This window comes from Streptomyces sp. NPDC007901 (assembly GCF_042959465.1).
GTDB lineage: Bacteria > Actinomycetota > Actinomycetes > Streptomycetales > Streptomycetaceae > Streptomyces.
In genome coordinates this window covers 798,636-822,242 of record NZ_JBIBKW010000002.1, presented here as the reverse complement: position 1 = coordinate 822,242, position 23,607 = coordinate 798,636, and the positions used below count along the sequence as shown (strand labels likewise).

The 23,607-nt window shown below is 71.0% G+C and carries 31 protein-coding genes and 1 pseudogene; 6 read left to right on the top strand and 26 right to left on the bottom strand.

The window, feature by feature from the left end:
- Positions 1–42: 42 nt before the first annotated feature.
- The 3 genes from ACFZDK_RS09545 to ACFZDK_RS09535 all read right to left on the bottom strand — a co-directional run bounded on the left by ACFZDK_RS09545 (position 43) and on the right by ACFZDK_RS09535 (position 1,507).
- Entirely contained in the window at positions 43–594 is a 552-nt protein-coding gene (locus ACFZDK_RS09545) for a circumsporozoite protein (RefSeq protein ID WP_390971404.1), read from the bottom strand.
- Between the two features lie 77 nt (positions 595–671).
- On the bottom strand, positions 672–1,373 hold the full coding sequence (locus ACFZDK_RS09540) for a hypothetical protein (protein WP_390971402.1): 702 nt from the start codon (positions 1,371–1,373) through the stop codon (positions 672–674).
- On the bottom strand, positions 1,370–1,507 hold the full coding sequence (locus ACFZDK_RS09535) for a hypothetical protein (protein WP_390971400.1): 138 nt from the start codon (positions 1,505–1,507) through the stop codon (positions 1,370–1,372). The genes ACFZDK_RS09540 and ACFZDK_RS09535 overlap by 4 nt, the downstream gene beginning before the upstream one ends.
- Positions 1,508–1,679: 172 nt before the next feature.
- On the opposite strand from ACFZDK_RS09535, the gene dapA reads away from it, so the two are divergent.
- The gene (gene dapA / locus ACFZDK_RS09530; protein WP_390971398.1) at positions 1,680–2,600 is read left to right on the top strand and encodes a 4-hydroxy-tetrahydrodipicolinate synthase; all 921 of its coding nucleotides are present in this window, start codon (positions 1,680–1,682) and stop codon (positions 2,598–2,600) included.
- Here dapA and ACFZDK_RS09525 read toward each other — a convergent pair whose 3' ends face one another.
- Positions 2,601–3,818: a WD40 repeat domain-containing protein gene (locus tag ACFZDK_RS09525; protein WP_390971396.1), complete on the bottom strand. Its 1,218-nt coding sequence runs from the start codon at positions 3,816–3,818 to the stop codon at positions 2,601–2,603.
- Positions 3,815–4,375 carry a SigE family RNA polymerase sigma factor gene (locus ACFZDK_RS09520; RefSeq protein ID WP_390971394.1) on the bottom strand — a complete coding sequence of 187 codons (561 nt, stop codon included), beginning with the start codon at positions 4,373–4,375 and terminating at the stop codon, positions 3,815–3,817. Before ACFZDK_RS09520 ends, ACFZDK_RS09525 begins: the two co-directional genes overlap by 4 nt.
- Before the next feature lie 140 nt (positions 4,376–4,515).
- Here ACFZDK_RS09520 and ACFZDK_RS09515 point away from each other — a divergent pair, with 140 nt between their 5' ends.
- Positions 4,516–5,025: a hypothetical protein gene (locus ACFZDK_RS09515; protein WP_390971392.1), complete on the top strand. Its 510-nt coding sequence runs from the start codon at positions 4,516–4,518 to the stop codon at positions 5,023–5,025.
- 59 nt (positions 5,026–5,084) lie between these two features.
- On the opposite strand, the gene ACFZDK_RS09510 is transcribed toward ACFZDK_RS09515, so the two are convergent.
- Positions 5,085–5,351, bottom strand: coding sequence for a hypothetical protein (locus tag ACFZDK_RS09510; RefSeq protein WP_390971390.1), 267 nt, complete (start codon positions 5,349–5,351; stop codon positions 5,085–5,087).
- Between the two features lie 212 nt (positions 5,352–5,563).
- On the opposite strand from ACFZDK_RS09510, the gene ACFZDK_RS09505 reads away from it, so the two are divergent.
- The gene (locus ACFZDK_RS09505) at positions 5,564–5,770 is read left to right on the top strand and encodes a hypothetical protein (RefSeq protein WP_390971388.1); all 207 of its coding nucleotides are present in this window, start codon (positions 5,564–5,566) and stop codon (positions 5,768–5,770) included.
- 120 nt (positions 5,771–5,890) lie between these two features.
- Here ACFZDK_RS09505 and ACFZDK_RS09500 read toward each other — a convergent pair whose 3' ends face one another.
- The 6 genes and pseudogenes from ACFZDK_RS09500 to ACFZDK_RS09475 form a co-directional block, all read right to left on the bottom strand.
- Positions 5,891–7,369: a sialidase family protein gene (locus ACFZDK_RS09500; protein ID WP_390971386.1), complete on the bottom strand. Its 1,479-nt coding sequence runs from the start codon at positions 7,367–7,369 to the stop codon at positions 5,891–5,893.
- 415 nt (positions 7,370–7,784) lie between these two features.
- Complete coding sequence (locus ACFZDK_RS09495) at positions 7,785–7,994, bottom strand: hypothetical protein (protein WP_390971384.1); 210 nt, start codon at positions 7,992–7,994, stop codon at positions 7,785–7,787.
- A gap of 225 nt (positions 7,995–8,219) precedes the next feature.
- A complete protein-coding gene (locus tag ACFZDK_RS09490; RefSeq protein WP_390971382.1) occupies positions 8,220–8,495 on the bottom strand; it encodes a hypothetical protein in 276 nt (91 codons plus the stop codon).
- 422 nt (positions 8,496–8,917) lie between these two features.
- Entirely contained in the window at positions 8,918–9,778 is an 861-nt protein-coding gene (locus ACFZDK_RS09485) for an RNA polymerase sigma-70 factor (protein WP_390971380.1), read from the bottom strand.
- The gene (locus ACFZDK_RS09480; protein ID WP_390971379.1) at positions 9,775–10,353 is read right to left on the bottom strand and encodes a carboxymuconolactone decarboxylase family protein; all 579 of its coding nucleotides are present in this window, start codon (positions 10,351–10,353) and stop codon (positions 9,775–9,777) included. The genes ACFZDK_RS09485 and ACFZDK_RS09480 overlap by 4 nt, the downstream gene beginning before the upstream one ends.
- A 92-nt stretch (positions 10,354–10,445) precedes the next feature.
- Positions 10,446–10,853 (bottom strand): annotated as a pseudogene (locus ACFZDK_RS09475) (hypothetical protein); the annotation flags it as partial.
- A 459-nt stretch (positions 10,854–11,312) separates the two neighbouring features.
- Between ACFZDK_RS09475 and ACFZDK_RS09470 the strand changes: the two are divergent.
- Positions 11,313–11,636, top strand: coding sequence for a hypothetical protein (locus ACFZDK_RS09470; protein WP_390971377.1), 324 nt, complete (start codon positions 11,313–11,315; stop codon positions 11,634–11,636).
- A 152-nt stretch (positions 11,637–11,788) separates the two neighbouring features.
- Here ACFZDK_RS09470 and dapD read toward each other — a convergent pair whose 3' ends face one another.
- The 7 genes from dapD to ACFZDK_RS09435 all read right to left on the bottom strand — a co-directional run bounded on the left by dapD (position 11,789) and on the right by ACFZDK_RS09435 (position 16,703).
- Positions 11,789–12,778, bottom strand: a complete 990-nt coding sequence (gene dapD / locus ACFZDK_RS09465) for a 2,3,4,5-tetrahydropyridine-2,6-dicarboxylate N-succinyltransferase (RefSeq protein WP_390971375.1) — start codon at positions 12,776–12,778, stop codon at positions 11,789–11,791.
- A 111-nt stretch (positions 12,779–12,889) separates the two neighbouring features.
- Positions 12,890–13,900 carry a CU044_5270 family protein gene (locus ACFZDK_RS09460; RefSeq protein ID WP_390971373.1) on the bottom strand — a complete coding sequence of 337 codons (1,011 nt, stop codon included), beginning with the start codon at positions 13,898–13,900 and terminating at the stop codon, positions 12,890–12,892.
- Between the two features lie 2 nt (positions 13,901–13,902).
- Positions 13,903–14,508 (bottom strand): sigma-70 family RNA polymerase sigma factor, encoded by a 606-nt coding sequence (locus tag ACFZDK_RS09455; protein WP_390971372.1) that lies wholly within the window; start codon positions 14,506–14,508, stop codon positions 13,903–13,905.
- A 192-nt stretch (positions 14,509–14,700) separates the two neighbouring features.
- The gene (locus tag ACFZDK_RS09450; RefSeq protein WP_390971370.1) at positions 14,701–15,237 is read right to left on the bottom strand and encodes a TetR family transcriptional regulator; all 537 of its coding nucleotides are present in this window, start codon (positions 15,235–15,237) and stop codon (positions 14,701–14,703) included.
- Positions 15,237–15,557: an SMR family transporter gene (locus tag ACFZDK_RS09445; RefSeq protein ID WP_390971368.1), complete on the bottom strand. Its 321-nt coding sequence runs from the start codon at positions 15,555–15,557 to the stop codon at positions 15,237–15,239. The genes ACFZDK_RS09450 and ACFZDK_RS09445 overlap by 1 nt, the downstream gene beginning before the upstream one ends.
- A gap of 65 nt (positions 15,558–15,622) precedes the next feature.
- Positions 15,623–15,871 carry a hypothetical protein gene (locus tag ACFZDK_RS09440; protein WP_390971366.1) on the bottom strand — a complete coding sequence of 83 codons (249 nt, stop codon included), beginning with the start codon at positions 15,869–15,871 and terminating at the stop codon, positions 15,623–15,625.
- Positions 15,872–16,526: 655 nt separating this feature from the next.
- Positions 16,527–16,703 (bottom strand): hypothetical protein, encoded by a 177-nt coding sequence (locus tag ACFZDK_RS09435; protein ID WP_390971364.1) that lies wholly within the window; start codon positions 16,701–16,703, stop codon positions 16,527–16,529.
- 77 nt (positions 16,704–16,780) lie between these two features.
- On the opposite strand from ACFZDK_RS09435, the gene ACFZDK_RS09430 reads away from it, so the two are divergent.
- A complete protein-coding gene (locus ACFZDK_RS09430; RefSeq protein ID WP_390971362.1) occupies positions 16,781–17,041 on the top strand; it encodes a hypothetical protein in 261 nt (86 codons plus the stop codon).
- Here the strand turns inward: ACFZDK_RS09430 and ACFZDK_RS09425 are convergent.
- A complete protein-coding gene (locus tag ACFZDK_RS09425) occupies positions 17,031–18,044 on the bottom strand; it encodes a sulfotransferase (protein WP_390971360.1) in 1,014 nt (337 codons plus the stop codon). The genes ACFZDK_RS09430 and ACFZDK_RS09425 overlap by 11 nt on opposite strands.
- Positions 18,045–18,288: 244 nt before the next feature.
- Between ACFZDK_RS09425 and ACFZDK_RS09420 the strand changes: the two genes are divergently transcribed.
- On the top strand, positions 18,289–19,167 hold the full coding sequence (locus tag ACFZDK_RS09420; protein ID WP_390971358.1) for an AbfB domain-containing protein: 879 nt from the start codon (positions 18,289–18,291) through the stop codon (positions 19,165–19,167).
- A gap of 84 nt (positions 19,168–19,251) precedes the next feature.
- Here the strand turns inward: ACFZDK_RS09420 and ACFZDK_RS09415 are convergent, their stop codons facing one another.
- From ACFZDK_RS09415 to sufD, 6 genes are read right to left on the bottom strand one after another with little or no spacing between them, the layout of a single operon-like run.
- Entirely contained in the window at positions 19,252–19,584 is a 333-nt protein-coding gene (locus tag ACFZDK_RS09415) for a metal-sulfur cluster assembly factor (protein ID WP_355715227.1), read from the bottom strand.
- Positions 19,581–20,051, bottom strand: a complete 471-nt coding sequence (gene sufU / locus ACFZDK_RS09410; protein WP_355715230.1) for a Fe-S cluster assembly sulfur transfer protein SufU — start codon at positions 20,049–20,051, stop codon at positions 19,581–19,583. The genes ACFZDK_RS09415 and sufU overlap by 4 nt, the downstream gene beginning before the upstream one ends.
- Positions 20,052–20,069: 18 nt before the next feature.
- A complete protein-coding gene (locus ACFZDK_RS09405; protein ID WP_390971355.1) occupies positions 20,070–21,326 on the bottom strand; it encodes a SufS family cysteine desulfurase in 1,257 nt (418 codons plus the stop codon).
- Positions 21,323–22,087, bottom strand: a complete 765-nt coding sequence (sufC, locus tag ACFZDK_RS09400; RefSeq protein WP_390971353.1) for a Fe-S cluster assembly ATPase SufC — start codon at positions 22,085–22,087, stop codon at positions 21,323–21,325. Before sufC ends, ACFZDK_RS09405 begins: the two co-directional genes overlap by 4 nt.
- Before the next feature lie 7 nt (positions 22,088–22,094).
- Positions 22,095–22,418, bottom strand: coding sequence for a Rieske 2Fe-2S domain-containing protein (locus ACFZDK_RS09395; RefSeq protein ID WP_390971351.1), 324 nt, complete (start codon positions 22,416–22,418; stop codon positions 22,095–22,097).
- A complete protein-coding gene (gene sufD / locus ACFZDK_RS09390; protein ID WP_390971349.1) occupies positions 22,415–23,599 on the bottom strand; it encodes a Fe-S cluster assembly protein SufD in 1,185 nt (394 codons plus the stop codon). Before sufD ends, ACFZDK_RS09395 begins: the two co-directional genes overlap by 4 nt.
- Positions 23,600–23,607 lie beyond the last annotated feature (8 nt).

The window sequence follows — 23,607 nt, the reverse complement described above, 5'->3', positions numbered from 1 at the left end:
TTCGCTGCCGGGGGACGCTCGGCGAGGAAACGTACCCGGGTCTCAGCCGCGCCGGCTCCGGCGCAGCACGCGCGCGACCACGGCAGCGACACCGGCGGCAAGGGCTGCGCCCCCTGCCAGTGCCCGGCGCGGGTGTCGCCGGGCGGCCCCGACGACCGCGTGCACGGACCGCGAGGCGCGCCCCTCGGCGCCGTGTCCGACCTCGGCTGCCTTCTCGGACGCCCGGTGCCCGGCCCGCACCGCCTGCTCCTGCACGGCGTGACCGGCCCGCACCGCCCGCTCCTGCACGGCGTGACCGGCCCGCACCGCCCGTTCCCGCGCGCCGTGCCCGGCCCTCGACGCTCGTTCCCGAAGCGCGTGCCGCGCCTTCAACAGCCCCTCCTGGGCGGTGTGCCCGCCCTTCGCCGCCCGGTCCTGGGTCTGCTGACCTGCCCTGGTCGCGCCCTCGCGCAGATGTACGGTCAGCACGCCGGCCTTGTCCTTCAGGCCGGCGGCGCGGGCCTGGGCGCGGCCCTTGAGACCGGCCTTCGCCGTCAACGCGCCCGCGGCGTCGGCCAGTCCGGCCCCCGTCGCGTGTGCGGTCCTCTTCGTCATCGCTGCCGCCCTCCTGGGTGTCGTCGGCGTCCGCTCTGTTCTGTCTCCAGACATGCGGCTACCCAGGTCGACGGCGCTCAGCCCTGCTCCCCACGCTCCTCACGCTCGGCGAGCCGCGCCAGCCGGCTCTGGAACCAGTCCAGACGGGCCTGCAACAGGGCCGCCTCCGCGACGAGTTCGGGCACCCCGAACCCCTCACCCGGCACCGCCCCACCGGGCGGCGCACCCCCGGCGGCCGCCCCCGCGCCCCCGGCGATCACCCGCAGCCGCTCCCCTGCCAGCCGGGCGAAGCCCGCCAGCGAGACGGACGTACGCGCGTGCGCACAGCCCCCGCAGACGGCCGCCAGAGCGTGCCAACCGGGCCTGCCCCAGCCCGCGTCGGCGAGCGCGACGGCCGGCGCACCGCAGGCACACGGGCCCACCGTGGCCGTACGCACCCGCTGCCGGGCATAGCGGAAGCCGCGCTCGAAACGGAGGTAGGCGCCGAGCACGGAGACTTCGAGCAGCACGGCCGCCCGGTGCTCGGCGGTGCACAACAGGGCCTCGGCGGCCTCGCGTTCGTGCACGCAGTGGAAACCGCAGTCGCACAGCCGCGCGGGCGGGCGGTGCCGGCGGCCGTAGACGCAGGACGCGTCGTCCAGCACCGCGTACGGCAGCGCGCCGCCCAGCGACACACCGGTGAACCCGGCCCGGGTGCCGTCCCCGGACAGCATCGGGTGGGCGATCTTGTAGCCGGTCGGCGGCTCCGCCGGACGTTCCGCCGGGAGCCGCAGCCTCATCGGGCGGCCGGGGCCTCTTCGGGCACGGACTCGGCCTGGAGCTCTTGGATCTCTTCGGGAAGTTCGGGTTCTTCGCCGTGCACGAGCGGCCGCTCCTCGGCGACCCCCTTGGCCAGTGCCCTGCCGAGCCTCATGACGCCTCCCATGACCTGCCGTCGGTGACCGTCCCGCCCATAGTGACCCATGAAGGGCCGAGTTGGACACAGGGCCTCGGCCCGCCGAGTCACCAATAGCTTAGAGTTACTAAGACGTATCCCGTAGAAGAATTAAGTGGAGCTAAGCCATCGCGCTGCCGAGACTACCCCCATGACGAACCCACGCGACACCGCCCGCACCACCCGCTCCCCCCGTCCCTTCGGCCGGACCCTCTGCGCGATGGTCACCCCCTTCACCGGTGCGGGGGCGCTCGACCTCGACGGCGCCCGCCGGCTGGCCACGCACCTGGTGGACATGGGCTGCGACGGTCTGGTGCTGAACGGCACGACCGGTGAGTCGCCGACCACCACGGACACCGAGAAGGCGGAGCTGATCACGGCCGTCCGGGAGGCGGTGGGCGACCGGGCGGCACTCGTCGCGGGCGTGGGCACGGCGGACACCCGGCACACGGTCGAGCTGGCGCTGGCGGCGGAGAAGGCGGGCGCGGACGGCGTGCTGGTGGTGTCGCCGTACTACAGCAGGCCGCCGCAGGACGCTCTGGAGGCGCACTTCCTGGAGGTGGCGGACGCGAGCGGGCTGCCGGTGATGCTGTACGACATCCCGGGCCGCACCGGCACCCGCATCGAGCCGGAGACACTGGTCCGGCTCGCCGCGCACCCCCGGATCGTCGCCGTGAAGGACTGTTCCTACGACTTCCTCGGCACCCAGAAGGTGCTGGCGCGCACGGAGTTGGCGTACTACGCGGGCTGCGACGAGCACATCCTCGCCCTGTACGCGGTGGGCGCGGCGGGCTGTGTCAGCACGGTGGCGAACGTCGCACCCGCCGAGATCGCCGCGATCCTGGACGCGTTCGACGCGGGCGACACCGCCCGCGCCGCGGAACTCCAGCTGCGCGCGACCCCGTTGATCGAGGCGGTGATGGCCGCCGGCCTGCCCGGCACGGTCACGTCGAAGGCGCTGCTCACCGCGCTCGGTCTGCCGTCCGGACCGGTACGGGCCCCGCTGCGGCCCGCCGGCCGGGAGGCGGCCGACGGACTGCGGGCGGTGTACGAGGAGCTCGTGGCCGGCTGATCAGCGGCGGACGAAGACGGGCACCCACGCCTTCAGCGCGTCGTAAATCTCCCTCTGGACCCCGCTCAGCGGCACGATCCTGTCGCTGCCGATCGTCACCAGCACGAGCCGGGCCCGGTACGGCTCGTCCAGGCCGGTCACCCGCTCCCAGGCGACGAGCCGCCGGTCGTCGACCCACGCGAGCAGGTCGGCACCGCGGACCTTGGTGATCTCCTTGCCGGTGCGGGGATCGCGGATCGAGGAGTACGACTTCCCGGGGGCGACCTCCTTCGTCAGACCGAGCGCGGCGAGCCGGCCGTTCGGGGACAGCCGTGCGTCGACATCCGCACGCAGGTACTTCTCGTCCGCCGGTGCGGCGGTCTTGTCGCCGTCGAGGTCGTAGAACTGCTGGGTGCCGTCATGGTCGCCCAGGACGCGCGCGTACACCTGACGGCCGGTACGGCTGTAGGAGAAGTCCGCGCGGGCGAGGGTGTCGCGGTCGTTCGCCACCGCCGTCCAGGTGCCCTTGCCGGAGGCCACCGCGAAGTCGTAGAAGCCGGTCCGGCTCGACGCCTCGAACGCGGGTCCCCAGTCCCAGCCGCCCTCGACGTTCTGGACCCTGGACCGCACATCGGGGTTGCCGGTGTACGTCGTCGCCAGGAGCCGGGTCCCGTCGTAGGAGAACGCGAGCCCGGCGACCGCGTGCCCGACCGGGATCCACCGCTCCACCTTCCTGGTCGCGAGGTCGAGCAGGCCGATCCGGCGGACGGGCAGGTTCTGCTCCAGCACGGCCGCCGTCCGCAGGCCCGGCGCGACGGCGACGAAGGACCACCGGGAGTCCTTCACGTACGTTCCGGTCCCCGGGTCGAGCAGCCGGTAGGTGCGTACCCCGATGCCCTTTTCCCCCGTCTGCGGCACGGTGCGCCAGGTGTAGTAGGCGGCGAGCGCCGTCTGCCCGGCCGCGATCAGTTCGCGCGGCGGCGACTGGTCCGGGTGCCCGGTGATCCCGTCCTGCTGCAGGATCCCGGACGGGCGCACATCGCTCTTCCCGGAGTCCAGCAGCGGCACCGCCACCGCGACGGCGACCACGGCGGCCGTCGCGGCGGCCATGGAGGCGAGCCTGCGGGTGCGGCGGCGCCGGCGCACGGCCAGCACCCGGTCGGCGAAGCCCGGCCCCGCCGGGGTCTGTTCCGCGGCCAGCTCCCGCAGGGAGTCGCGCACGAGTTCCTCGACGTTCACGGCCGCACCTCCACGGGCGAGTAGTCACGGGACGGCGGCTGTGCGCGGCCGGGGTCCGGATCGAGGGCGGCCAGTTCGGGCGCGAGGGTGCGCAGCCGGGCCAGCGAGCGGTGGGCGGTGGAGCGCACGGTGCCGACGGAGCAGCCGAGCAGCCGGGCCACGTCGGCCTCCGGCAGGTCCTCGAAGTAGCGCAGGACCAGCACGGTGCGCTGACGGGCGGTGAGCCGGGACAGCGCGGCGCGCAGCACGAGCCGCAACTCGGCGGCGGACGCGGCGTCGGGCGCGGGCGGGCTCTCCGGGGGTTCGGCGACGGTGAGTTCGCGCCGTCGCCACTTCAGCCGCCAGCGGCTGATCTGCTGCCGGTAGAGGACCTGGCGTACATAGGCCTCGGGTTCGTCGATGCGCTGCCAGCGGCCGGCCGCCTTGATCAGGGCGTTCTGCAGCAGGTCCTCGGCCGCGTGCCGGTCGCCGCCGGTCAGCAGCACAGCCGTCCTCAGCAGCGCCGAGGACCGGCTGTCCACGAACTCCACGAAGCTCTCCTGCAGTTCCGCATCCATCGTCACCTTCTCTTCCCCCGGGCCCACCTCGTGTCCGGGCCCTGTATTCCCTGGTGACGCGCGCGGAGCGGCCCCACTATGCCTGTCCGGCACGGAAAAATCACCGGAGCCGGCCGGCCGCCCTGCCGTACGTTGGCCCCGTGAGCCGCCCCCTGCTGTTCCTGGACGTCGACGGCCCCCTCAACCCGTACGCGGCCCAGCCCGAACGACGCCCTCCGGGCTACACGACGATCCGGGCGACCGTACGCCCCGGCCGCCCCCTGCGGGTCTGGCTGAACCCGCGCCACGGCCCGGCCCTGCTCGCCCTCGGCTACGAACTCTGCTGGGCGACCACCTGGATGTCCGAGGCCAACCACTGGATCGCCCCGGTCCTCGGCCTGCCCGACCTACCGTACGTCGACTTCGGCCACACCCTGCTGACCGAGCGACCGGACGGAGTCCACTGGAAGACCGAGGCCATCGTCGCCTACGCCGACGGCCGCCCCTTCGCCTGGGTCGACGACGAGCAGAGCCCACCGGACACCCTGTACGTCCACGCCCACCACCCCGCCCCGGCCCTGCTGCACCACGTCGATCCCCGGCTCGGCCTACGCGAGAACGACTTCACCGCACTGGCGGAGTTCCGGGCCTGCCTGCCGTACGACGACTGACCACCCTCGTGTCGGCCGTCGCCGGGCACACCATGAGGAAGGGGCTCTCCCGTGGCCGACTACACCTCGTTGAAACCACGCGCCGCGTCGTAGATGTCAGCCTCGATGAAGACCACGAAGAAGCTCGTCACGACGTAGTGGACCATGACGCGGTCCTCCCAGGCCGCACGCGTCACCGTGTCGGTCGTGTAGGCAAGGTGGCTGTCGACGCCTTCGGGCTCGGCCGCGATCCTTTCGACGAGCCGCAGAAACTTCTCCCGATCCGCGATCGGCATGTAGTCACGGAACCGCACAACCTGCTCGGTGAACTGGACACGTCTCTTCATCAAGGCCGGATCCTATGGACACGGCGCGACCCCCTGCAGGGAATATCGGCCGAGCCCTACGCGCCCGGCACACACACGCCCTCGCGCGCCTGAGCCGTCGGCGCACCCGCCGGCGATTTCACCCGAATGGCGCAACATGACGTGCCACCCACTTGGGTGAAGATCAGGCTGGCTAGTGCCCCGACCGAGGCAATCCGTGAAAGGGGAACCACATGCCCATTCGACGAATCCTCGCCGCCGCCATCGCCACGGCAGCCCTCGCCGGACTCGGCCTCACAGGCGCCGCCACGGCCACCGCGGCCACCGCACATGCCCGGTCCTACGTCACCCCTTCCCAGTGCAAGCAGGGCGGCGGAACGGCCGATCTGACGGACAACCTCTGCAAGGGCGGTACGTACGACGGGCAGCAGATCGACTGAATCCCACGAGGCGCCCCGCAGCCATGCGCCGCGGGGCGCTCCCGCGCGAGCGTAGCCGGGAGAGTCGCAGGGCCTGTGCCGACCGCCGGCACGCTCGGACGCCGTCGGCGTCCGCGTCGGTCAGCGGGTGCGGAGACTGCCGGTGTACACGTCCGTACGGTTCTGTGGTGCGCCGGAGTTGGTCTCGGTGAGCACTGCCCGTACCCCCTCTCCCTTGTCGTCCGCCACCAGGCCCTGGTAGTCGCCGAGGAAGTAGCCCCCGGAGAACGGCGCCTGCAGCCAGTCGAAGACCCGCGAGATCCGTCGTTCGGTCCGGAGCTTCGGGTTTCCGTGCCTGAGCGTGGCCAGTTGGTAGGCGGTGGGAAGGGTGGTGGTGTTGCCGGGCTTGAGGAAGCGCAGGTCGTAGTAGGTGAGCGCGACCGTGCCCTGCTCCGTGACCGCGATCGATGGTGAGAAGGCGGGAACGCCCTTGGGGCTGATCAGCTCCGGGGTCCCCCAGGTGCGTCCGCCGTCGGTGGACTGTGCAAGCTGGACGGAGTCGAACCTTCCGCCGGAGAAGTCCGAGCCCTCGTAGGCCATGTACAGCGTGCCTGACGTGGGGTCCACGGCCGGGCTCGGCAGAGTGGTCCCGTCGCGCAGCAGTTTGGTCGGGTCGTTCGGGTCGACCTCCGGTACGGAGGTGTCCCGGGCCACGGTGACCGGGGCGCTCCAGGTCTCTCCGGCGTCGGTCGAGGTGACCACCTGGTAGCGGGCCGCGACGACGGTGGTGAGGTCGTCGGCGTAGGTGATCCGGTCGAAGAAGTCGTAGAGGGTGCCGGTGCGCCGGTCGACGACGATCAGGTGGCCGATGGTCTGGGTGTTGGGCACGCTGCTGGTGTCGACGAACGGCCGGGCCTTGCTCCAGGTGCGGCCGCCGTCGCGGGTGAGGGAGATGTAGCCGGGACCGTCGAGGGAGCTGGGGCCGGGCGGGTCGTTGTCGAGGCGGTTCCAGACCTGGTAGGCGGTGCCCTTGCGGATTGGGTCGGCGGTGAGCGAGGGCTTGTCGTTGAAGAACGGCTGCTCGTCGACGTGCGTGGTGGTGAGGTTCCGCCAAGTGCGGCCGCCGTCGCGGGAGGTGACTGCCAGGAGGGCGGTGCGCGTGCTCCTCGTGAAGTCGACGCCCTCCCCGCCGGCGTAGACCGTGCCGTCCGGTCCGGTGCTCACCCAGGGGTCGGTGGCCCGTTCGTAGTCCGCGCCGCCGGGGGCGCAGAGGCTGAACGGCAGCGTGCTCCGGTGGAAGGTGCGGCCGTCCGCGGTCCAGCCGGCCGCCAGGCCACGGGCGCCGCCGTCGTTCCAGCGGTCCTGCTGGAACACGGTGACCACGCGCTTGGAGTCGCGCGGATCGACGGACAGGTACGGCTCGACCTCGGTGCCCGGGTAGACGATGCTGTCGGGGGACCGCGCTCCGATGGTGCACTTCGCGTACGGGTCGCCGTGGGACACCTTGACCAGTGCTGTGCCGTCGGGGTTCCGGTCCGCTGCGGCGGGGGTCGTACCGGCGACCGTGACGAGCAGGAGCGTGGCGGTGGCGACGGCGGTCAGGGGCAGGCGGACGCGCATGCGGGATCTCCTCCGGGCCTGTCGGCCGGGGTACGGGACCACCGTCATCGGGGCGGACGGGGGCACGGAGGCGTACCGGAACGCGAGGGTGGGGGCGACTCCGCTTGGTCCTCTTCGGCGTTGCGGCCGACGCCCTTGATGGGCCGAACGACGGAGTCGTCCCCAGGGTCGTGGCGGAGCACGGCGGAGCCGACCGGCGGGTACACCGCGCCGGTCGGCTCCTTGGTCCTGCTGTTACGGCGCCGTCCACCTCAACGCGGACTGCGGCGCGCTCACCGCCCGCGCCGGAAGACAGACTCCATCACCGTCGGCACATCCGGGATCGACGCCGACGGGACCGCTCGTTCTTCTCTCCACCCGAAGGGGGACCGGGTGCCCTCACTCCGTACTGGCTACCCGGCCGTGCGCCGGCCGGTCAAGTGATCGCCTGCGTGGTCCCGTCAGGCAGCGTGCAGATGTAGCCGGCGTAGGGGCGTGCGACGACCTGTCCGCCGGCGGCCGTGCAGTCGTCTCGGGAGATGTTCGGAGACGAGGCGGCCCCGGCGGCACTGACAGCGCCGACGGCGCTCACGCCGGCAAGGGTTGCCGCGGCCAGGGCGAGGCCCAGGATTCTTCGCATGCGCATGACTTCCTCCTCCTCTCAGGCGCCTTCGTTCGGCCTGCGGGAAGGACAAGTCTCAGGACGACGGCGCCCTCTTACCCAGCATGGGCGCTCCGCATGAGGCCCGCGAGGCAAGGCCGGGCGCCGCGTCCGGGCGGTGACTGCCCGGGCGCGGAGAGGCATGACGTCACCGGCCTCGACCGGCCGCATCGGTTCGCTGCCTGCGCGTCGCCGGCAGCGGAGCGACGTCTAACGCGGCTCGTGGGCCGCGGCCCGGCAGGCAGCGGTCGCGGCACCGCCCGCCACTCCGGCCCCGGTCAGCCCGGTCACACAACTCTGCAGGTCTCCGACCACGCCACGGCCACAGGCCGCTGTGACGGAGTCGGAAACGGTGGCACCGGCCAGTTCGGCCATCTTTGTGCAGGCGGGAATGTCCGCCCGGGCCGCGGGAGCGGCGAGAACCGCACCACCGAGGGTGAGGGTCAGGCCGGTGAGGGCACCGGCGATACGGGTCGACGTGCGCATGGGACGCACCTGCCTTCCGGGCTGGTCGCGCGGTCCTGGCCCCGGCGGGCCGGATCCACGCGGTACGGCCGCCTGGCGACGCTCGGTGAGAGGTGGTCCCGGCCGGCGGACTCACCGACTGACCGCACGATTGCGCGTCGCATCCATCGAGCCGCACCGGGACATGGTCACCAGGCCGAAGAAGAGGGCCCCGGACCGGATGAGACGCACTCGGACCTCCACTCACGTGCCCCCCTCCAGCGTCGCATCCTCTCCCCCGCCCGTCCTGGGCACCCGGGGGGCGGCCGCGCTGAGCAACCGCGATGGCGCGAGGCGCGGTAGCAGGCCCGCCCGGGCGACCCGGCGGATCGGACGGCCATCGCTCCCCTGGCGGATGTCGTCTCGTGGTACCGGCACTGGAGCGAGGCCGACCGGTGGTGCACCTACCTGGTGAGATGGGCCGGTTCGTCGAGTCGGGTCAGCTTCTGTGGGTTGGAGGTCGCGTAGATCCGGGTGATGCGCCCGTTCTCGATCAGGAAGCTGACCGTGGCGCCTCCGCTGTCGGCTGCGATGCGGATCGCGGGGGCGCCGTTGAGACATACCGTCGTGGTTTTGTAGGCGGTCCGGTCGGTGGCGGCGAGCATCGTTGCCACGAGTTCGGCGCCGTGGACGGGGGCCGGGGCGGCGGCTGTGATCCCGCCTCCGTCGGCGACGAGGACGACGTCCGGCGCCATGATCTCCATGAGGTCCTGGATGCGCCCGGTGTGCAGCGCGGCGACGAAGCGGTCCACCACGGCCCTGTGCTCCGAGCGGCTCACCCTGACGCGTGGCTGTCGAGCGGCGACGTGGTCCCGGGCCCGCCGGGCGACCTGCCGGACCGCGGCGGGCGTCTTGCCCACGGCCCCGGCGACCTCGTCGTAGGGCATGTCGAAGACCTCGCGGAGCACGAACACCGCGCGTTCCACGGGTCCGAGCGTCTCCAGGACCGTCAGCATGGCGATGGAGACGTTTTCCGCGAGTTCGACGTCGTCGGCCACGTCGGGGTGGGTCAGCAGAGGCTCGGGCAGCCATTCGCCCACATAGTCCTCACGACGGCGGGCGAGGGTGCGCATGCGGTTGAGGGCCTGCCGGGTGACGGCCCGGACGAGGTACGCCCGCGGGTCGTGGACCTGTGACCGGTCGACGCCGGCCCAGCGCAGCCAGGTCTCCTGCAGTACGTCCTCCGCGTCGGCGGCGGAGCCGAGCATCTCGTAGGCGACGGTGAACAGCAGGCCGCGGTGGACGACGAACGGGTCCTCCGTCATGCCGTGGACCCCGCGCGGGACGCCGTCGGGCGCTTCGCCAGTGGGATCTCGCAGGCGTCGGAGAAGCCCTGCGAGGTGACCCCGTTCGCCACGTTGGCCCTGGTCGCCAGGTTGACGTAGGCGATGAACGCGGTGAGTTCCACCATCGCCCCCGTCCCGAGCCGCTTCAGCAGGGCGGCGTACTGCTCGTCGGTGACGGTCGGCGGCGTGTTCGTCATCGCCTCGGCGTACGCCATGACGTCGCGCTCCAGCGCTGTGAACACCTCCGCCTCCCGCCAGCGCGGCACCTGGCTGGCCTTGGCCAGGTCCAGGTTCTCGTTCCGCGCCTGGAAATAGCCGACGTCCAGGCACCAACTGCAGCCGACCTGCGACGCGACGGCCATGTGCGCGAACGACTTCAGGCCGGCGTCGGCCCCCTCCCACACCCCCACCTTGGCACCGAACTCCAGGTTGTCCTGGGCCACCCGGGGGCTGTGCCACAGCACCTCTACGTTCTCGGGCACAGCACCCAGCTGCTTGATCATGTTCTCCCGGAGCTCGGCGGGAAGCTCGGCCTTCGGCAGGCGCAGTGTCATGATGACTCTCCTTGTACGTGTCCCCGTGTGGCTGTTCGGCATGAAGACACCGCCCGGCCCCCGCGCGTGACACCCACGCCTGCCTCGGCCCGTCAGACGTAGGTCCAGCGCCACGCGTTCGAGCTGTACGCGCACTCGATCTTCACGCCGCCCGCGGTGGTGGTGATGGCGCCGTGATCGCTGTTCCGGCAGAACTGTCCCGCCGAATAGCAGTTCCCCGCGTTGGAGACGATGGTGCAGGTGCCGGCGCTGTCCTGACCGCTACTACCGCTACCGCTGCTGGCGGCCTTGGCGGTGGCGGTCTTGGTGACCGTGACCGTGGGGGCGGGCTTCGCTTTGGCCTTGACGGTCTCGGTGACGGTCGGACCGGGCTCGGGCGTGACGGTGACGGTCGCGGTGATGGTGGTCGAGGGTTTGGCTTTGGTCTCGACGGGCTGTTGCCCGGCGTTCCCCGCGGAGCCGATGACCGCGCCCGTGATGAACAGAGCCGTTCCGCCGACCTGGAGTGACCGTAGTGCCCGTCAGAGCCCTGTGTGCAGAGCGGGTGGGAGGGGTGGCCATACTGTGACCCGCGCTGGTCGGTGCGCCAGCGCGGGATTCAGGAACCGGACGGAGGCATCCTCAGCGTGGTCTGCCACGCCCGCTGTGTCAGTCTGGGGCGGAGCGTCTTCCCCGGCGATTCGGTGCTCCCGGTGAACAGCCCACCCGATGCCCCGACTTCCCCGGCCCAGGTGCTCCGGATACACCGGGGGCCGCTCTGGGAGTTCACCGAACTCACACCCGGCTGGAGCGCCGCCGTCGAGCTTGAAGGCACGGATCTGTCATGGGTGCGGCCTGAGGCGACCCTTCGAGTGGTGGAGACGGAGAACCGTGCCGGGGGGTCAACGCACGGGCCACGGGCGAACCTTGACCGCGAACATCCGTGAGAGGAGGATCCTCTCCTCGATGAAGGAGTGGGGATGCTGCGGTTCATGGACTGGTCCGTGGTCGCGATGGGGTGCGCGCTGGTCCTCATGAGTCTCGGCATCCGGTGGTGGGAGCGGACCGAGGTTCGGAAGGGCAAGAGCCCCGATCAGGGCACGCGCTTCTTTCGGGCCTGGCTCCCCCTCCTCATGGGCCTGGGAATGATCATCTCCGAGATGCCAAGGCTGTTGCACGCGTCCTACCCCGTCACGATGATCGTGGACACTCTCAACTTCGCGCTGGCGGTCACCGTGGTGGTCTTGGTGCTACGGGCGGCGCATCGCGTCTTTCGGGCGCGGAGTCCTCGTATCGTCGACTGACGCGGCAGCACGGACGGAAGAGCGACTCCCACTCCCAAGCCCCTCTCAAGCCCGCGAGCGCCCTCCCCGGACCGTCTCGGACCGTGGAAGGGCGCTCGGTGATGACCGGCATCGACGGGACGGCCGCAGCAGGTCACGGCGGCCGTCGTACGTCAGTTGTGGCTGTGCAGGATCTCGTTCAGGCCGCCCCAGACCGCGTTGTTGGGGCGGGCCTCGACGGCGCCGGAGACCGAGTTGCGGCGGAAGAGGATGTTGGAGGCGCCGCTGAGCTCGCGGGCCTTGACGATCTGGCCGTCGGGCATGGTGACGCGGGTGCCCGCGGTGACGTAGAGGCCGGCCTCGACCACGCACTCGTCGCCGAGCGCGATGCCGACGCCCGCCTCGGCGCCGATCAGGCAGCGCTCCCCGATGGCGATGATGACGTTGCCGCCGCCGGACAGCGTGCCCATGGTGGAGGCGCCGCCGCCGATGTCCGAGCCGTTGCCGACCACGACGCCGGCCGAGATACGGCCCTCGACCATCGACGTGCCGAGCGTGCCGGCGTTGAAGTTGACGAAGCCCTCGTGCATGACGGTGGTGCCCTCGGAGAGGTGCGCGCCGAGGCGGACCCGGTCGGCGTCGGCGATGCGCACGCCCTTCGGGACGACGTAGTCGGTCATCCGCGGGAACTTGTCGATCGAGGTGACCTGGAGGTGCAGGCCCTCGGCGCGGGCGTTGAGGCGGACCGTCTCGATGTCGTCGACGGCGACCGGGCCGAGGGAGGTCCAGGCGACGTTGGCGAGGAAGCCGAACTGGCCCTCCAGGCTCAGGCCGTGCGGCTTGACCAGGCGGTGCGAGAGCAGGTGCAGACGCAGGTAGACGTCGTGCGCGTCGACCGGCTTCTCGTCGATCGAGGCGATGACCGTACGGACCGCGACGACCTCGACGTTACGGCGGGGGTCCGGGCCGATCGCCTGGGCCGCACCCGCGCCGAGGAACTCCACGGCCTGCTCGGCGGAGAGCGTCTCGGTGCCGGCCGGGCCGGGCTCGGCGACCAGCTCGGGGGCGGGGAACCAGGTGTCGAGAACGGTGCCGTCGGCGGCGATGGTGGCGAGGCCGGCGGCCGCGGCGCCGGTGGTGCGAGGAGCAGTCGTGTCGGTCATGAGGGCAACCTAACCGGCCGGGACCCTCGCAGGCCAACCAGCGACAGCGGTGTCTCGGGTGGCGGGCGGCCCGCACTCCCCACGTGGTGCGGGCGCCCGGGTGCGCGGCTGTCAGCCGCGGTCGCCGGCCTCGTCCACCACCGCCCTTGCGACGGTCGAGTTGCCGCCGACGACCTTGCCGCCCTGGACCATCCGCATGCCGACGATCCGGTACGTCTGCGGATCGATCAGCCACTGGTCCTGCATCGACTCCCCGGTCTTGGGGTTGTCCTCCCGGTCGTAGCTCACCGCGACCACCCGGCGCCCGGCGGCGGTCTCGACCAGGTGGTCGGTGAGCCGCCCGCCCGGCACCGTGGCGAGGGCGCGGTAGAGCGAGGCCAGCCCCTTGGACGGCATGACGTCGGCCGTCAGCAGGACGCTGATCTCGACGTAGTCGTCGCGCGCCTGGGACTCCCCCTTGCCGTCGACGATGGCGTTCTTCTCCCGCAGGACCTTGAGCGTCTGCTCACCGTCGGCCGGCAGGGCTGCCAGCACCTGGTACATCTCGCGCGGCGAGCGGTCGTCGCCCTCCCCGCCGTTCTCCAAGTGCATCTTGGTGACATTGAGCTTGCGCTGCTTGCCCGTGGTGTCCAGCCCCAGGTCGGCCATCGCGGTGCCGTCGTACCTGAGCCAGCTCTCCTGGGGGCCCAGCAGCGCCTTCATGGGGCCCGTGGCGTTCTTGGCCTGCTCGTTCAGCGGCTCCTGCATGCTCTTGGTGTAGATCCACTGCTTGGCCGTGGGTACGGTGCCGTCCGGCTCCGTACCCACCACATCGGCCGCCCGGCGCAGGAACTCGGCCGCGTTCATCCCCTTCAGGTGCAGGCTCGGGGACCCGGTCGGCGAGGACGCCGGCCGCACCTTCCGCCCGGTGCCGCCGCCCAGCAGCAGCGAGACCGTGACGGCGACGGCGGTCACCGCGGCCACCACCCCGACGATCACGAACCCCCTCCGTCGCCACGGCGCCCGGCGGCGATCCCCGGCCAGGGCCGCTTCCGCCAGCCGCGCCCGCCCCGGCGCGAGCCGCGCGCGGTCGGGCACGGGCGCGCCGGACCGCAGTTCGCGCACCTTGGTCATCTCGTCCATCGCTACGCCACCTCCGTCGCGTCGCTCATGAATGCGGGATCGGCGCCCAGCGCCGTACGGACCTTGCGCCGCGCCCGGTTGAGCCGGGAGCGGACCGTGCCGACCGGGATGTCCAGTGCCTCGGCGACCTCCTGGTAGGTGAGCTCGGCCCAGGCGACGAGCAGCAGGACGTGCCGGTCGCCCGCGCCCAGCGCCGCGAGCGCGCCGGCGAGCGGCCCCTGGGCGGCGATCCTGCTGTCGGTGTCCTCGACCCAGGACTCTCCCCAGGAGGCGGCTACGGGGTCATGGCCGGTGCGGGCCAGCGCCTTGAGCGCACGCACCTCGGTGCGGCGCTGCCTGCCGATGAGGTTGCCCGCGATGCCGTACAGCCAGGGGCGGGCGTTGGGGCGCGTCAGGTCGTAGCGGGAACGGATCCGGAAGGCGACCAGGAAGGTGTCCGCCGTGATGTCGTCGGCCGCCGAGTCGCCCAGGCGCCGGGTCGCGTAGCGGTGGATGTCGGGTGCGTACCGGTCGTAGAGCAGGGCGAACAGTTCCGGCTGCTCCAGCGACTGGGCGACGATCGCCGCGTCGTCCTCCGTCCGGGTCGTGGACGGCGGTGGTCCGCTCACAAGGCTCCCCCTGGTTCGTCGTTGCGTGCATGTCACCTCCTGTTGCCCGGTGGGGGCCGGAGAGTTCACGGTTTCCCGCAGCAGAATTCACGAGTTCCGGGAAGCGGCCCCACGGCAGCGGACCAGCGGACCAGCGGACTACCGGACCAGCGGGGCGGCGGGGGCGGCGGGGGCGGCGGACCAGCGGGGTGATCAGGGAATCAGCCGTGCCAGCGCCTCGCGCGCATACTCCTCGTCGTACGGAACGCCGGTGAGCAGCGCCTGCAGGCAGATCCCGTCCACCAGCGCGACCAGCGCCCGCGCCGTGAGGGTGTCGGTGCGGCGGGCGAGCCGGGCGGCGAGGTCCTCGGCCCACTCGGCGGCCACCGGGCGCAGGGCGGGGCGGCGCAGGGCGGCGAGGTAGAGCTCGCACTCGAGCTCGACGCCGGTGCGGTCGCCCGCGAGCCATTCGCCGATCAGGCCGGCGAGTTCGGTGGCCAGGTCGACCTGAGGGTCCTCCAGTCCCCCGCGCGAGGCGATCACCTTGGCGAAGCCCTCGTTGGCCTGGCGCAGTGCGGCGACCATCAGTTCGTCGAGGGTCTTGAAGTGGTACGTCGTCGAGCCGAGCGGTACGTCGGCCTCGGCGGCGACCGTCCGGTGGCTCAGCCCGGCGAGTCCCTTCGCCCCGACCACCCGGATCGCCGCCTCGATGATCCGCTGCCGGCGCTCGGGGTCGTAACGGCGTGGCATCAGTGCGCGCCTCCCAGGTTCAGGACCACCACGCCCCCGATGATCAGGATGATCCCGGCGACCTTGACCAGGCTCAGCCCCTCCCCGAACAGCATCAGGCCGAGCAGGGCGATGGTCGCGGTGCCCGCACCGGACCAGATCGCGTACGCCGTGCCGATGGACACGGTCTTCAGTGTCTGGGCCAGGAGGAGGAAGGAGACGACGTAGCCCAGTGTCGTCAGCAGCGTCGGCCAGAGTCTGCTGAAGCCGTCGCTGTACTTCATCGCCGTCGTCGCGGCGACCTCGGCGGCTATGGCGCCGGCGAGTGTCAGATATCCCATGTGTACGAGTGTACGCAACGTTGTGTACGACCGTACGCAACAGCGGATCCACGGGCTGCCGACGGCTACGCCAACAGCTCCCCAACGACGCGCGAAGACGACACGCTCCGTATACACGACCGGATCTCCCCGTACAACGGCTCCACGGTCACCACGACCGGCATCGTCACCGCCATCCGCTCCACCGGCTCCTCGCGCGGCTTCTGGATCCGGAGCGCGAGCGGCGACGGCAACGCGGCGACCAGTGACGCGATCTTCGTGTACACGGGGTCCAGTACGCCCAGTACGACGGTCGGCACCAGCGTGAGCGTCACCGGCAAGGTGTCCGAGTACTACCCGGACAGCGACACCGGCAGCCAGTCGCCGACCGAGCTGCGCAGCGCCTCCTGGACCACCGACTCGACCGGGAACACGCCCCCTTCGACCGTCCCGGCCGCCTACACCCGCACCAACAGCGGCGGTTCGGTCAACTCGTACACGCTCGCCCCGACCACGTACGCCCTGGACTACTACGAGTCCCTTAAGGGCATGCGGGTCGCCGTCGGCAGCGCTCCGGTGGTCGGCGCGACCGACGCGTACGACGAGCTATGGGTGAACGTGAAGCCGTCGCAGGTGACTTCGGCGCGCGGCGGCTCGCTGTACGCCTCCTACAGCGGCCAGAACTCCGGGCGGCCGCAGATCGGCACGCTGCTGTCGTCCACGTTCCCGACGGCGACCGTCGGGGACACGCTCTCGGGCGCGACCGGGGTGCTGGACTGCATCGCGTACGGCGTCGGCGGCCGGCGGGCAGCTGCCGGTGGCCACGTACAACCTGGAGAACCTCGACCCGACCGACGCCGCCTCGAAGTTCACGGCGCTCGCCTCGGGGATCGTGAACAACCTCAGGTCGCCCGACATCGTGGCGCTGGGGGAGGTCCAGGACAACGCCGACGGCGGCGAGACCGGCGGCAACATCCGGCAGGTGCTGCTCTACAACTCGGCGCGCGTGGGCTTCACTTCACGGGGCAGCGCCACGGCGACCACCGCGAACTCGGTGACCACGGTGAGCGGGCTCGCGCAGCTGACGTACGACCCGGGCCGGATCGCGCCCACCGACTCGGCGTGGACGGACAGCCGCAAGCCGCCGGCGGCCGAGTTCACCTTCAACGGCGAGAAGTACTTCGTGATCGCCGACCACTTCGTGTCGAAGGGCGGCGACTACGCGCTGCAGCAGCCAGGGTTCGGTGGAGAACACGTTCGTGGACGCGATCCTGGCCGCCCAGCCGGACGCGAACGTGATCGTGCTCGGCGACCTGAACGACTACACGTTCTCGACCGCGGTCCCGAACCTGAAGGGCGGGGTGCTCACCGACCTGGTGGACACCCTCCCGGCCGCGCAGCAGTACACGTACGTCCACGACGGCAACTCCCAGGTCCTCGACCACACCCTGGTGAGTTCGGCGATCACCTCGTACGACTACGACATCGTGCGCATCACGCCGTGACCTCGCAGGCGGACCGGGCCGCCGCCACCGGGCCCGGTTCGCGCAGCCGGGTCAGCCGGTCGAGCAGCCGGCGCTTGGCGTGGGCCGCGCGGCGCCGGGCGAAGACGCGGCGGTAGCGCAGCAGTTCGGCCGGGTCGGGCCGGACCGCTCCGCTCAGTTCGTAGCCGTACCGGGTGAGGCGGTCGCCCAGCACGGCGTCGGCGAGCCGGATCTGATCGGGTGTCAGCCGCTGCTGCCAGCTGCCGGCGCGGGAGGTGTCGAGGGCGCCGTGGGTGCGGCGGTGCCAGGTCTTGCGGGCCGGTACGGCGGTGCGGGCGAGGCGGTGCGGCTCGGTCGTGGCCGGATCGTACTCCTCGCCCAGGTAGGCGCATATCACCCGGAGTTGGTTCTCGGGGTCGGCGACCAGGTCCTCGAAGCGGACCTCGTGCCAGGCGCCGGGGCCGAGCCGGCGGGCGTAGCGCCGGGTCACGTCCATCACCTGGGCCCAGGTGGCCACCGCCTCGTGGAAGCCGCGGTGCCACCAGGGCATCCCGAGCAGCGAGGCCGCGCAGTCCCGGCCGTCGCGGACCAGGTGCACGAACTGGGCGTCCGGGAAGAGCCGCAGGATCTCCTCGACGTGCAGGGCGTAGGCGGGCCGCTTGTCGCCCCAGCGGGCCTTGCCGTGGCTCTCCGCGTACGCCTTGAGGGCGATGCCGAGGGCCGAGCCGAGGGTGGGCGGGCCCTCGGCGATCCGGCCGGCGACGACCTCGGCGTCCAGGCCCAGTTCATGGAAACGGGTTTCTCTGCGGCCGGTGATCCACTGGGCGAGCCCGGCCCGGTTCAGGGGCTCACGCAGGTCGCCGAAGCTGAGCCGGCGCTCGTACGCGGGCAGCACGAAGCGGGTTTCCGGCGGCAGGGCGATGCGCGGGTGGGCGTGCAGCATCAGCTGGAGCAGGGTCGTACCCGAGCGGGGACAGCCGACGACGAAGACGGGACGAGCAGGGGAGAGCGCTGAGGTAGCCATCCGGGCCAGGCTGCCGTCGGGCGATGAGCCGGCACTGGGAGGGCGCTGAGAATGACGTTTGAACTCTCGTGCGTCACATGAGGATGTTTAATGCTCACAGAAACCGCTCGCTGAAACGGCTCCCCGCAGCCCCGCGACTCCACTAGTCTGTGCACCTCTGTGATCCATCACTGTTTCACATGTCACTCACCTCACCTTCACACCCCCGGCTGCCGCTGCCTTGGCGCCGCTGGAGGAAACGCGCATGCCAGAAACCACCCCCCAGCCCCCGCCGCATCCCTCCTGGGAGAACGGCTGGGCACCCGACACCTCACGGGCTCCCGGAACCCGAAGACTCTGGCTGGCCGGCACGCTGGCGATCGCCACGATCGTCGCCTGCGTCACGGCGATAGCCGTCAGCCGCACCACCCCTGACCAGGCGTCATCGGCTCCCCCGGCGACCGACGCACACACCGACAACGGCCCCGGCCTGCTCTCCTTCGCCTCGCCCACGACGACGGGTGCGACCGCCCCCGCGAAGGACAAGTCGGGCATGGCTTCGACCGGGCCGACCGGATCCGCCTCCGCCGCGGCCTCGGCGCACGGCACCACCCCCAAGGCCTCGCCGACCGGCGCGAAGCCCTCCAAGTCCTCGTCGTCCACGGGCGGTTCGAGCGGCTCGGGCGGTTCCAGCGGCTCGGGCGGTTCGGGTCAGCAGACCGGCAGCGCCCGCAAGTCGGTCCGCTCGGTCAACTACCCCGACCGCTACTGGCACGTGAGCGACGGCCTGGTGAAGCTGGACGCGCCACGCGGCTCGGAGTCCCGCGAGGACTCCTCGTTCACCGTGGTCAAGGGCCTGGCGAACAGCTCCTGCTTCTCGTTCAAGACGGCCGACGGCAGGTACCTGCGGCACCGCGACTTCATCCTGCGCGCCATGAGCGACGACGGCTCGTCCCTCTTCAAGCAGGACGCCACCTTCTGCGCCCGGGCCTCGTCCTACTCCGGCGCGGTCATGCTGGAGTCGGTGAACTACCCCGGCCGCTATCTGCGCCACCAGAACTTCCAGCTGAAGCTGGACCCCTACCAGAACAGCGACCTGTACCGCGCGGACTCCGCGTTCCGGTTCGTGGACCCGCTGGGCTGAGCGCGGAGACAAGAGCGCACTGACGAAAGCGCACAGCAGAAAGCGGCGGCACCCGCAGGTGCCGCCGCTTTCCCGTGTCCGGTCTCAGACGTTGAACCCGAGCGCCCGCAGCTGTTCGCGGCCGTCGTCGGTGATCTTGTCGGGGCCCCACGGGGGCATCCAGACCCAGTTGATGCGCAGTTCGTTGACGAGGCCGTCCGTGGCGGACTTGGCCTGGTCCTCGATGACGTCGGTCAGCGGGCAGGCCGCCGACGTCAGGGTCATGTCGACGGTGGCGATGTTCGCGTCGTCGATGTGGATGCCGTAGATCAGGCCGAGGTTGACGACGTCGATGCCCAGCTCGGGGTCGACGACGTCGTACAGCGCCTCGCGGAGTTCTTCCTCCGAGGCCGGCTTCATCTCAGCGGTCTCGCTCATGCCGTCTTCCTTTCGGCGTCGGCCGCGCCGCCCAGCGCCTGGGCCGTCGCGTCCTTCCATGCCATCCAGCTCAGGAGGGCGCACTTGACCCGGGCCGGGTACTTGGAGACTCCGGCGAACGCGACGGCGTCCTCCAGGACCTCCTCCATCGCGTCGTCGGGCTCGATCCTGCCCTTGGACTGCATCAGCTCCAGGAAGGTCTCCTGGATCTTCTGCGCGTCGGCGAGCTCCCTGCCGACGAGGAGGTCGTTCAGTACGGAGGCCGAGGCCTGGCTGATGGAGCAGCCCTGGCCCTCGTACGAGACGTCCTCGATGGTCGTGCCGTCGTACTTCACTCGGAGGGTGATCTCGTCGCCGCACGTCGGGTTCACATGGTGCACCTCGGCGTCGCCGTCCCGGAGACCACGCCCGTGCGGGTGCTTGTAGTGGTCCAGGATGACTTCCTGGTACATCGAATCCAGCTTCACGGTCTCAGCTCACGCCCTTCAGCCGAAGAAGTTCCGTACGTGCTCCAGGCCCTCGACCAGAGCGTCGATCTCGGCCGGAGTGGAGTACAGATAGAACGACGCTCGCGTGGTCGCAGGAATTCCGTACCGCAGGCAGACGGGCCGCGCGCAGTGGTGGCCGACGCGGACCGCGATGCCCTGCTCGTCGAGGACCTGGCCCACGTCGTGCGGGTGGATGTCCCCGAGGGTGAAGGAGATCGCGGCACCCCGGTCCTCGGCCGTGGTCGGGCCGATGATCTTCAGGTCCGGGACCTGCTGGAGCCGCTGCACCGCGTACTCGGTCAGCGCGTGCTCATGGGCGAGGATCTTGTCCATGCCGATGGCGTTGAGGTAGTCGATCGCCGCGCCGAGGCCGACCGCCTGGGCGATCGGCGGGGTGCCCGCCTCGAACTTGTGGGGCGCCGGGGCGTACGTCGAGGAGTGCATCGAGACCGTCTCGATCATCTCGCCGCCGCCGAGGAACGGCGGCAGGTCCTCGAGGAGCTCCTGGCGGCCCCAGAGGACGCCGATGCCGGTCGGGCCGCACATCTTGTGGCCGGTGAAGGCCACGAAGTCGGCCTGGAGGGCCTGCACGTCGAGCGGCATGTGGGGCGCGGCCTGGGAGGCGTCGATGCAGACGAGCGCGCCGACCTCCTGGGCGCGGCGCACTATCGCCTCGACCGGGTTGACCGTGCCCAGGATGTTCGACACCAGCACGAAGGAGACGATCTTCGTCTTCTCCGTGATGACCTCGTTGATGTTGGACAGGTCGAGCCGGCCGTCGTCGGTGAGGCCGAACCACTTCAGCTTCGCGCCCGTGCGCTGCGCGAGCAACTGCCACGGCACGATGTTGGAGTGGTGCTCCATCTCCGTGATGACGATCTCGGTCTCGTGGTCCACCCGGTAGGGCTCGTCGGCCCAGCCGAGCATGTTCGCCACGAGGTTCAGCGACTCGGAGGCGTTCTTGGTGAAGATCACCTCGTCGCGGCTGGGCGCGTTGATGAACTCGGCGACCTTGTCGCGCGCGCCCTCGTACAGCGCCGTGGCCTCCTCGGCGAGCACATGCACACCGCGGTGGACGTTGGCGTTGTAGCGCTCGTAGTACTCGTTCAGGGCGTCCAGTACCTGCCGCGGCTTCTGGCTGGTCGCCGCGTTGTCCAGGTACACGAGCTTCTTGCCGTCGTGGACCAGCCGGTCCAGGACGGGGAAGTCCTTGCGGATCGCCTCGGTGTCGAGGAGGCCCGGCAGCTGTGTCACTCGGATGCGCCACCCTTCGTGTATGCCTCGTAGCCCTCGTCCTCCAGCTTGTCGGCGAGTTCGGCGCCGCCGGACTCGACGATGCGGCCGCCGGAGAAGACGTGGACGTAGTCGGGCTTGATGTAGCGCAGGATGCGCGTGTAGTGGGTGATCAGCAGGGTGCCGACCTCGCCGGTCTCGCGGACGCGGTTGACGCCCTCGGAGACGATGCGAAGGGCGTCGACGTCGAGGCCGGAGTCGGTCTCGTCGAGGATCGCGACCTTCGGCTTGAGCAGTTCGAGCTGGAGGATCTCGTGGCGCTTCTTCTCACCGCCGGAGAAGCCCTCGTTGACGTTGCGCTCGGCGAAGGAGGGGTCCATGTGGAGACGCTCCATGGTCTCCTTGACCTCCTTCACCCAGGTGCGCAGCTTGGGGGCCTCGCCGCGGATGGCGGTGGCGGAGGTGCGCAGGAAGTTGGAGACCGAGACGCCGGGGACCTCGACCGGGTACTGCATCGCCAGGAACAGGCCCGCGCGGGCGCGCTCGTCGACGGACATCTCCAGGACGTCCTCGCCGTCGAGCAGCACGGTACCGCCGGTGATCGTGTACTTCGGGTGACCCGCCAGCGAGTAGGCGAGGGTGGACTTGCCGGAGCCGTTGGGGCCCATGATGGCGTGCGTCTCGCCCTGCTTCACGGTGAGGTCGACGCCCTTGAGGATCTCCTTCGTGGCGTTGTCGGCCTCGACGGTGACGTGCAGGTCTCGGATTTCAAGCGTTGCCATGGGTGCCTCAGGACTCCTGGGTGAGGGAGACGAGCACGTCGTCCCCTTCGATCTTTACGGGGTATACGGGGACGGGGCGCGTGGCCGGGAGGCCGGACGGCTTGCCGGTGCGCAGGTCGAAGCTGGAGCCGTGCAGCCAGCACTCGATCTGGCAGTCCTCCACCTCGCCCTCGGAGAGCGAGACGTTGGCGTGGGAGCAGATGTCGTGGATCGCGAACACCTCGCCCTCGGTGCGGACGACCGAGACCGGCGTGCCGTCGAGTTCCACCCGCTTCGGGGTGTCCTCCTCCAGCTCGCTCAGCCCACAGGCACGTACGAAGGTGCTGGTCATGCGACCGAGGCCTCCAGCTCCTCCTCGATCTTGGCGAGCAGACGCTCTTCGATGTCGGCGACACCGATCTGCTGGACCAGCTCGGCGAAGAAGCCGCGGACGACGAGGCGGCGGGCCTCGTGCTGCGGGATGCCGCGGGCCATCAGGTAGAAGAGCTGCTCGTCGTCGAAGCGGCCGGTGGCGGAGGCGTGGCCGGCGCCGACGATCTCGCCGGTCTCGATCTCCAGGTTCGGCACCGAGTCGACCCGCGCGCCGTCCGTGAGGACCAGGTTGCGGTTCATCTCGTAGGTGTCGGTGCCCTCGGCCTTGGCCTCGATGAGGACGTCACCGATCCAGACCGCGTGCGCGTCGTCGCCCTGGAGCGCGCCCTTGTAGGCGACGTTGGACTTGCAGTGCGGGGCGTTGTGGTCGACCAGCAGGCGGTGCTCCTGGTGCTGGCCGGCGTCGGTGAAGTACAGGCCGTACAGCTCGGCCTCGCCCCCGGTGCCCGCGTACTGCACGCGCGGGTGCAGGCGTACGACGTCGCCGCCGAAGGTGACGACCACGGACTTGAAGGAGGCGTCCCGGCCGACGAGGGCGTTGTGCTGGGCCACGTGCACGGCCTTGTCGTCCCAGTCCTGGACGGAGACGACGGTCAGCTTGGCGCCGTCGCCGAGCAGGTAGTCGACGCCCGCGGCGAGCACGGCGTCACCGGTGTGGTCGATGACGACGACGGCCTCGGCGAAGGCGCCGAGCTCGATCACCTGGTGGCCGAAGGCGGTGCCGCCCTCGCCGTGCACGGCGATCCGGATCGGCTCGGTGAGGACCGTCTCCTTGGGGACGGTGACCACACCGGCCTTCTCGAACGCCGAGTACGCCTGGGCGGCGACCCGGTCCACCGGGATGCCGGCCCGGCCGAGCCGCGCGTCGTCACGGTCGACGGTCTCGACGGTGACGCCCTCGGGGGCCTCGACGACGACCTTCACGCCCTCGCCGGTGGCGACCGCGGTGCCGTCGTGCAGCCCGCGCAGGCGCTCCAGCGGGGTGAACCGCCACTCCTCCTCGCGGCCGTGCGGGACCGGGAAGTCCGCGACGTCGAAGGAGGGGGGCGCGCTCATGCGCGTCGCGACGGTCGACTCCGCGGCCACCGCGATGGCGCCGGCGGTGGTGGAACCCACCGGGGTGTTCTGAGCCTCAGCCATGGCTGTCG

Coding starts and splice junctions, on each gene's coding strand:
- ACFZDK_RS09485 (WP_390971380.1), bottom strand. CDS start 9,778: ATGACGGAGGACCCGTTCGTCGTCCACCGCGGCCTGCTGTTCACCGTC.
- ACFZDK_RS09460 (WP_390971373.1), bottom strand. CDS start 13,900: ATGGACGAGATGACCAAGGTGCGCGAACTGCGGTCCGGCGCGCCCGTG.
- ACFZDK_RS09510 (WP_390971390.1), bottom strand. CDS start 5,351: ATGAAGAGACGTGTCCAGTTCACCGAGCAGGTTGTGCGGTTCCGTGAC.
- ACFZDK_RS09520 (WP_390971394.1), bottom strand. CDS start 4,375: ATGGATGCGGAACTGCAGGAGAGCTTCGTGGAGTTCGTGGACAGCCGG.
- ACFZDK_RS09500 (WP_390971386.1), bottom strand. CDS start 7,369: ATGCGCGTCCGCCTGCCCCTGACCGCCGTCGCCACCGCCACGCTCCTG.
- dapA (WP_390971398.1), top strand. CDS start 1,680: ATGACGAACCCACGCGACACCGCCCGCACCACCCGCTCCCCCCGTCCC.
- ACFZDK_RS09535 (WP_390971400.1), bottom strand. CDS start 1,507: ATGAGGCTCGGCAGGGCACTGGCCAAGGGGGTCGCCGAGGAGCGGCCG.
- ACFZDK_RS09415 (WP_355715227.1), bottom strand. CDS start 19,584: ATGAGCGAGACCGCTGAGATGAAGCCGGCCTCGGAGGAAGAACTCCGC.
- ACFZDK_RS09495 (WP_390971384.1), bottom strand. CDS start 7,994: ATGCGCATGCGAAGAATCCTGGGCCTCGCCCTGGCCGCGGCAACCCTT.
- ACFZDK_RS09395 (WP_390971351.1), bottom strand. CDS start 22,418: ATGACCAGCACCTTCGTACGTGCCTGTGGGCTGAGCGAGCTGGAGGAG.
- ACFZDK_RS09545 (WP_390971404.1), bottom strand. CDS start 594: ATGACGAAGAGGACCGCACACGCGACGGGGGCCGGACTGGCCGACGCC.
- ACFZDK_RS09480 (WP_390971379.1), bottom strand. CDS start 10,353: ATGACACTGCGCCTGCCGAAGGCCGAGCTTCCCGCCGAGCTCCGGGAG.
- dapD (WP_390971375.1), bottom strand. CDS start 12,778: ATGACCGACACGACTGCTCCTCGCACCACCGGCGCCGCGGCCGCCGGC.
- ACFZDK_RS09505 (WP_390971388.1), top strand. CDS start 5,564: ATGCCCATTCGACGAATCCTCGCCGCCGCCATCGCCACGGCAGCCCTC.
- ACFZDK_RS09420 (WP_390971358.1), top strand. CDS start 18,289: ATGCCAGAAACCACCCCCCAGCCCCCGCCGCATCCCTCCTGGGAGAAC.
- ACFZDK_RS09425 (WP_390971360.1), bottom strand. CDS start 18,044: ATGGCTACCTCAGCGCTCTCCCCTGCTCGTCCCGTCTTCGTCGTCGGC.
- sufC (WP_390971353.1), bottom strand. CDS start 22,087: ATGGCAACGCTTGAAATCCGAGACCTGCACGTCACCGTCGAGGCCGAC.
- ACFZDK_RS09540 (WP_390971402.1), bottom strand. CDS start 1,373: ATGAGGCTGCGGCTCCCGGCGGAACGTCCGGCGGAGCCGCCGACCGGC.
- ACFZDK_RS09445 (WP_390971368.1), bottom strand. CDS start 15,557: ATGGGATATCTGACACTCGCCGGCGCCATAGCCGCCGAGGTCGCCGCG.
- ACFZDK_RS09450 (WP_390971370.1), bottom strand. CDS start 15,237: ATGCCACGCCGTTACGACCCCGAGCGCCGGCAGCGGATCATCGAGGCG.
- sufD (WP_390971349.1), bottom strand. CDS start 23,599: ATGGCTGAGGCTCAGAACACCCCGGTGGGTTCCACCACCGCCGGCGCC.
- ACFZDK_RS09490 (WP_390971382.1), bottom strand. CDS start 8,495: ATGCGCACGTCGACCCGTATCGCCGGTGCCCTCACCGGCCTGACCCTC.
- ACFZDK_RS09470 (WP_390971377.1), top strand. CDS start 11,313: ATGCTGCGGTTCATGGACTGGTCCGTGGTCGCGATGGGGTGCGCGCTG.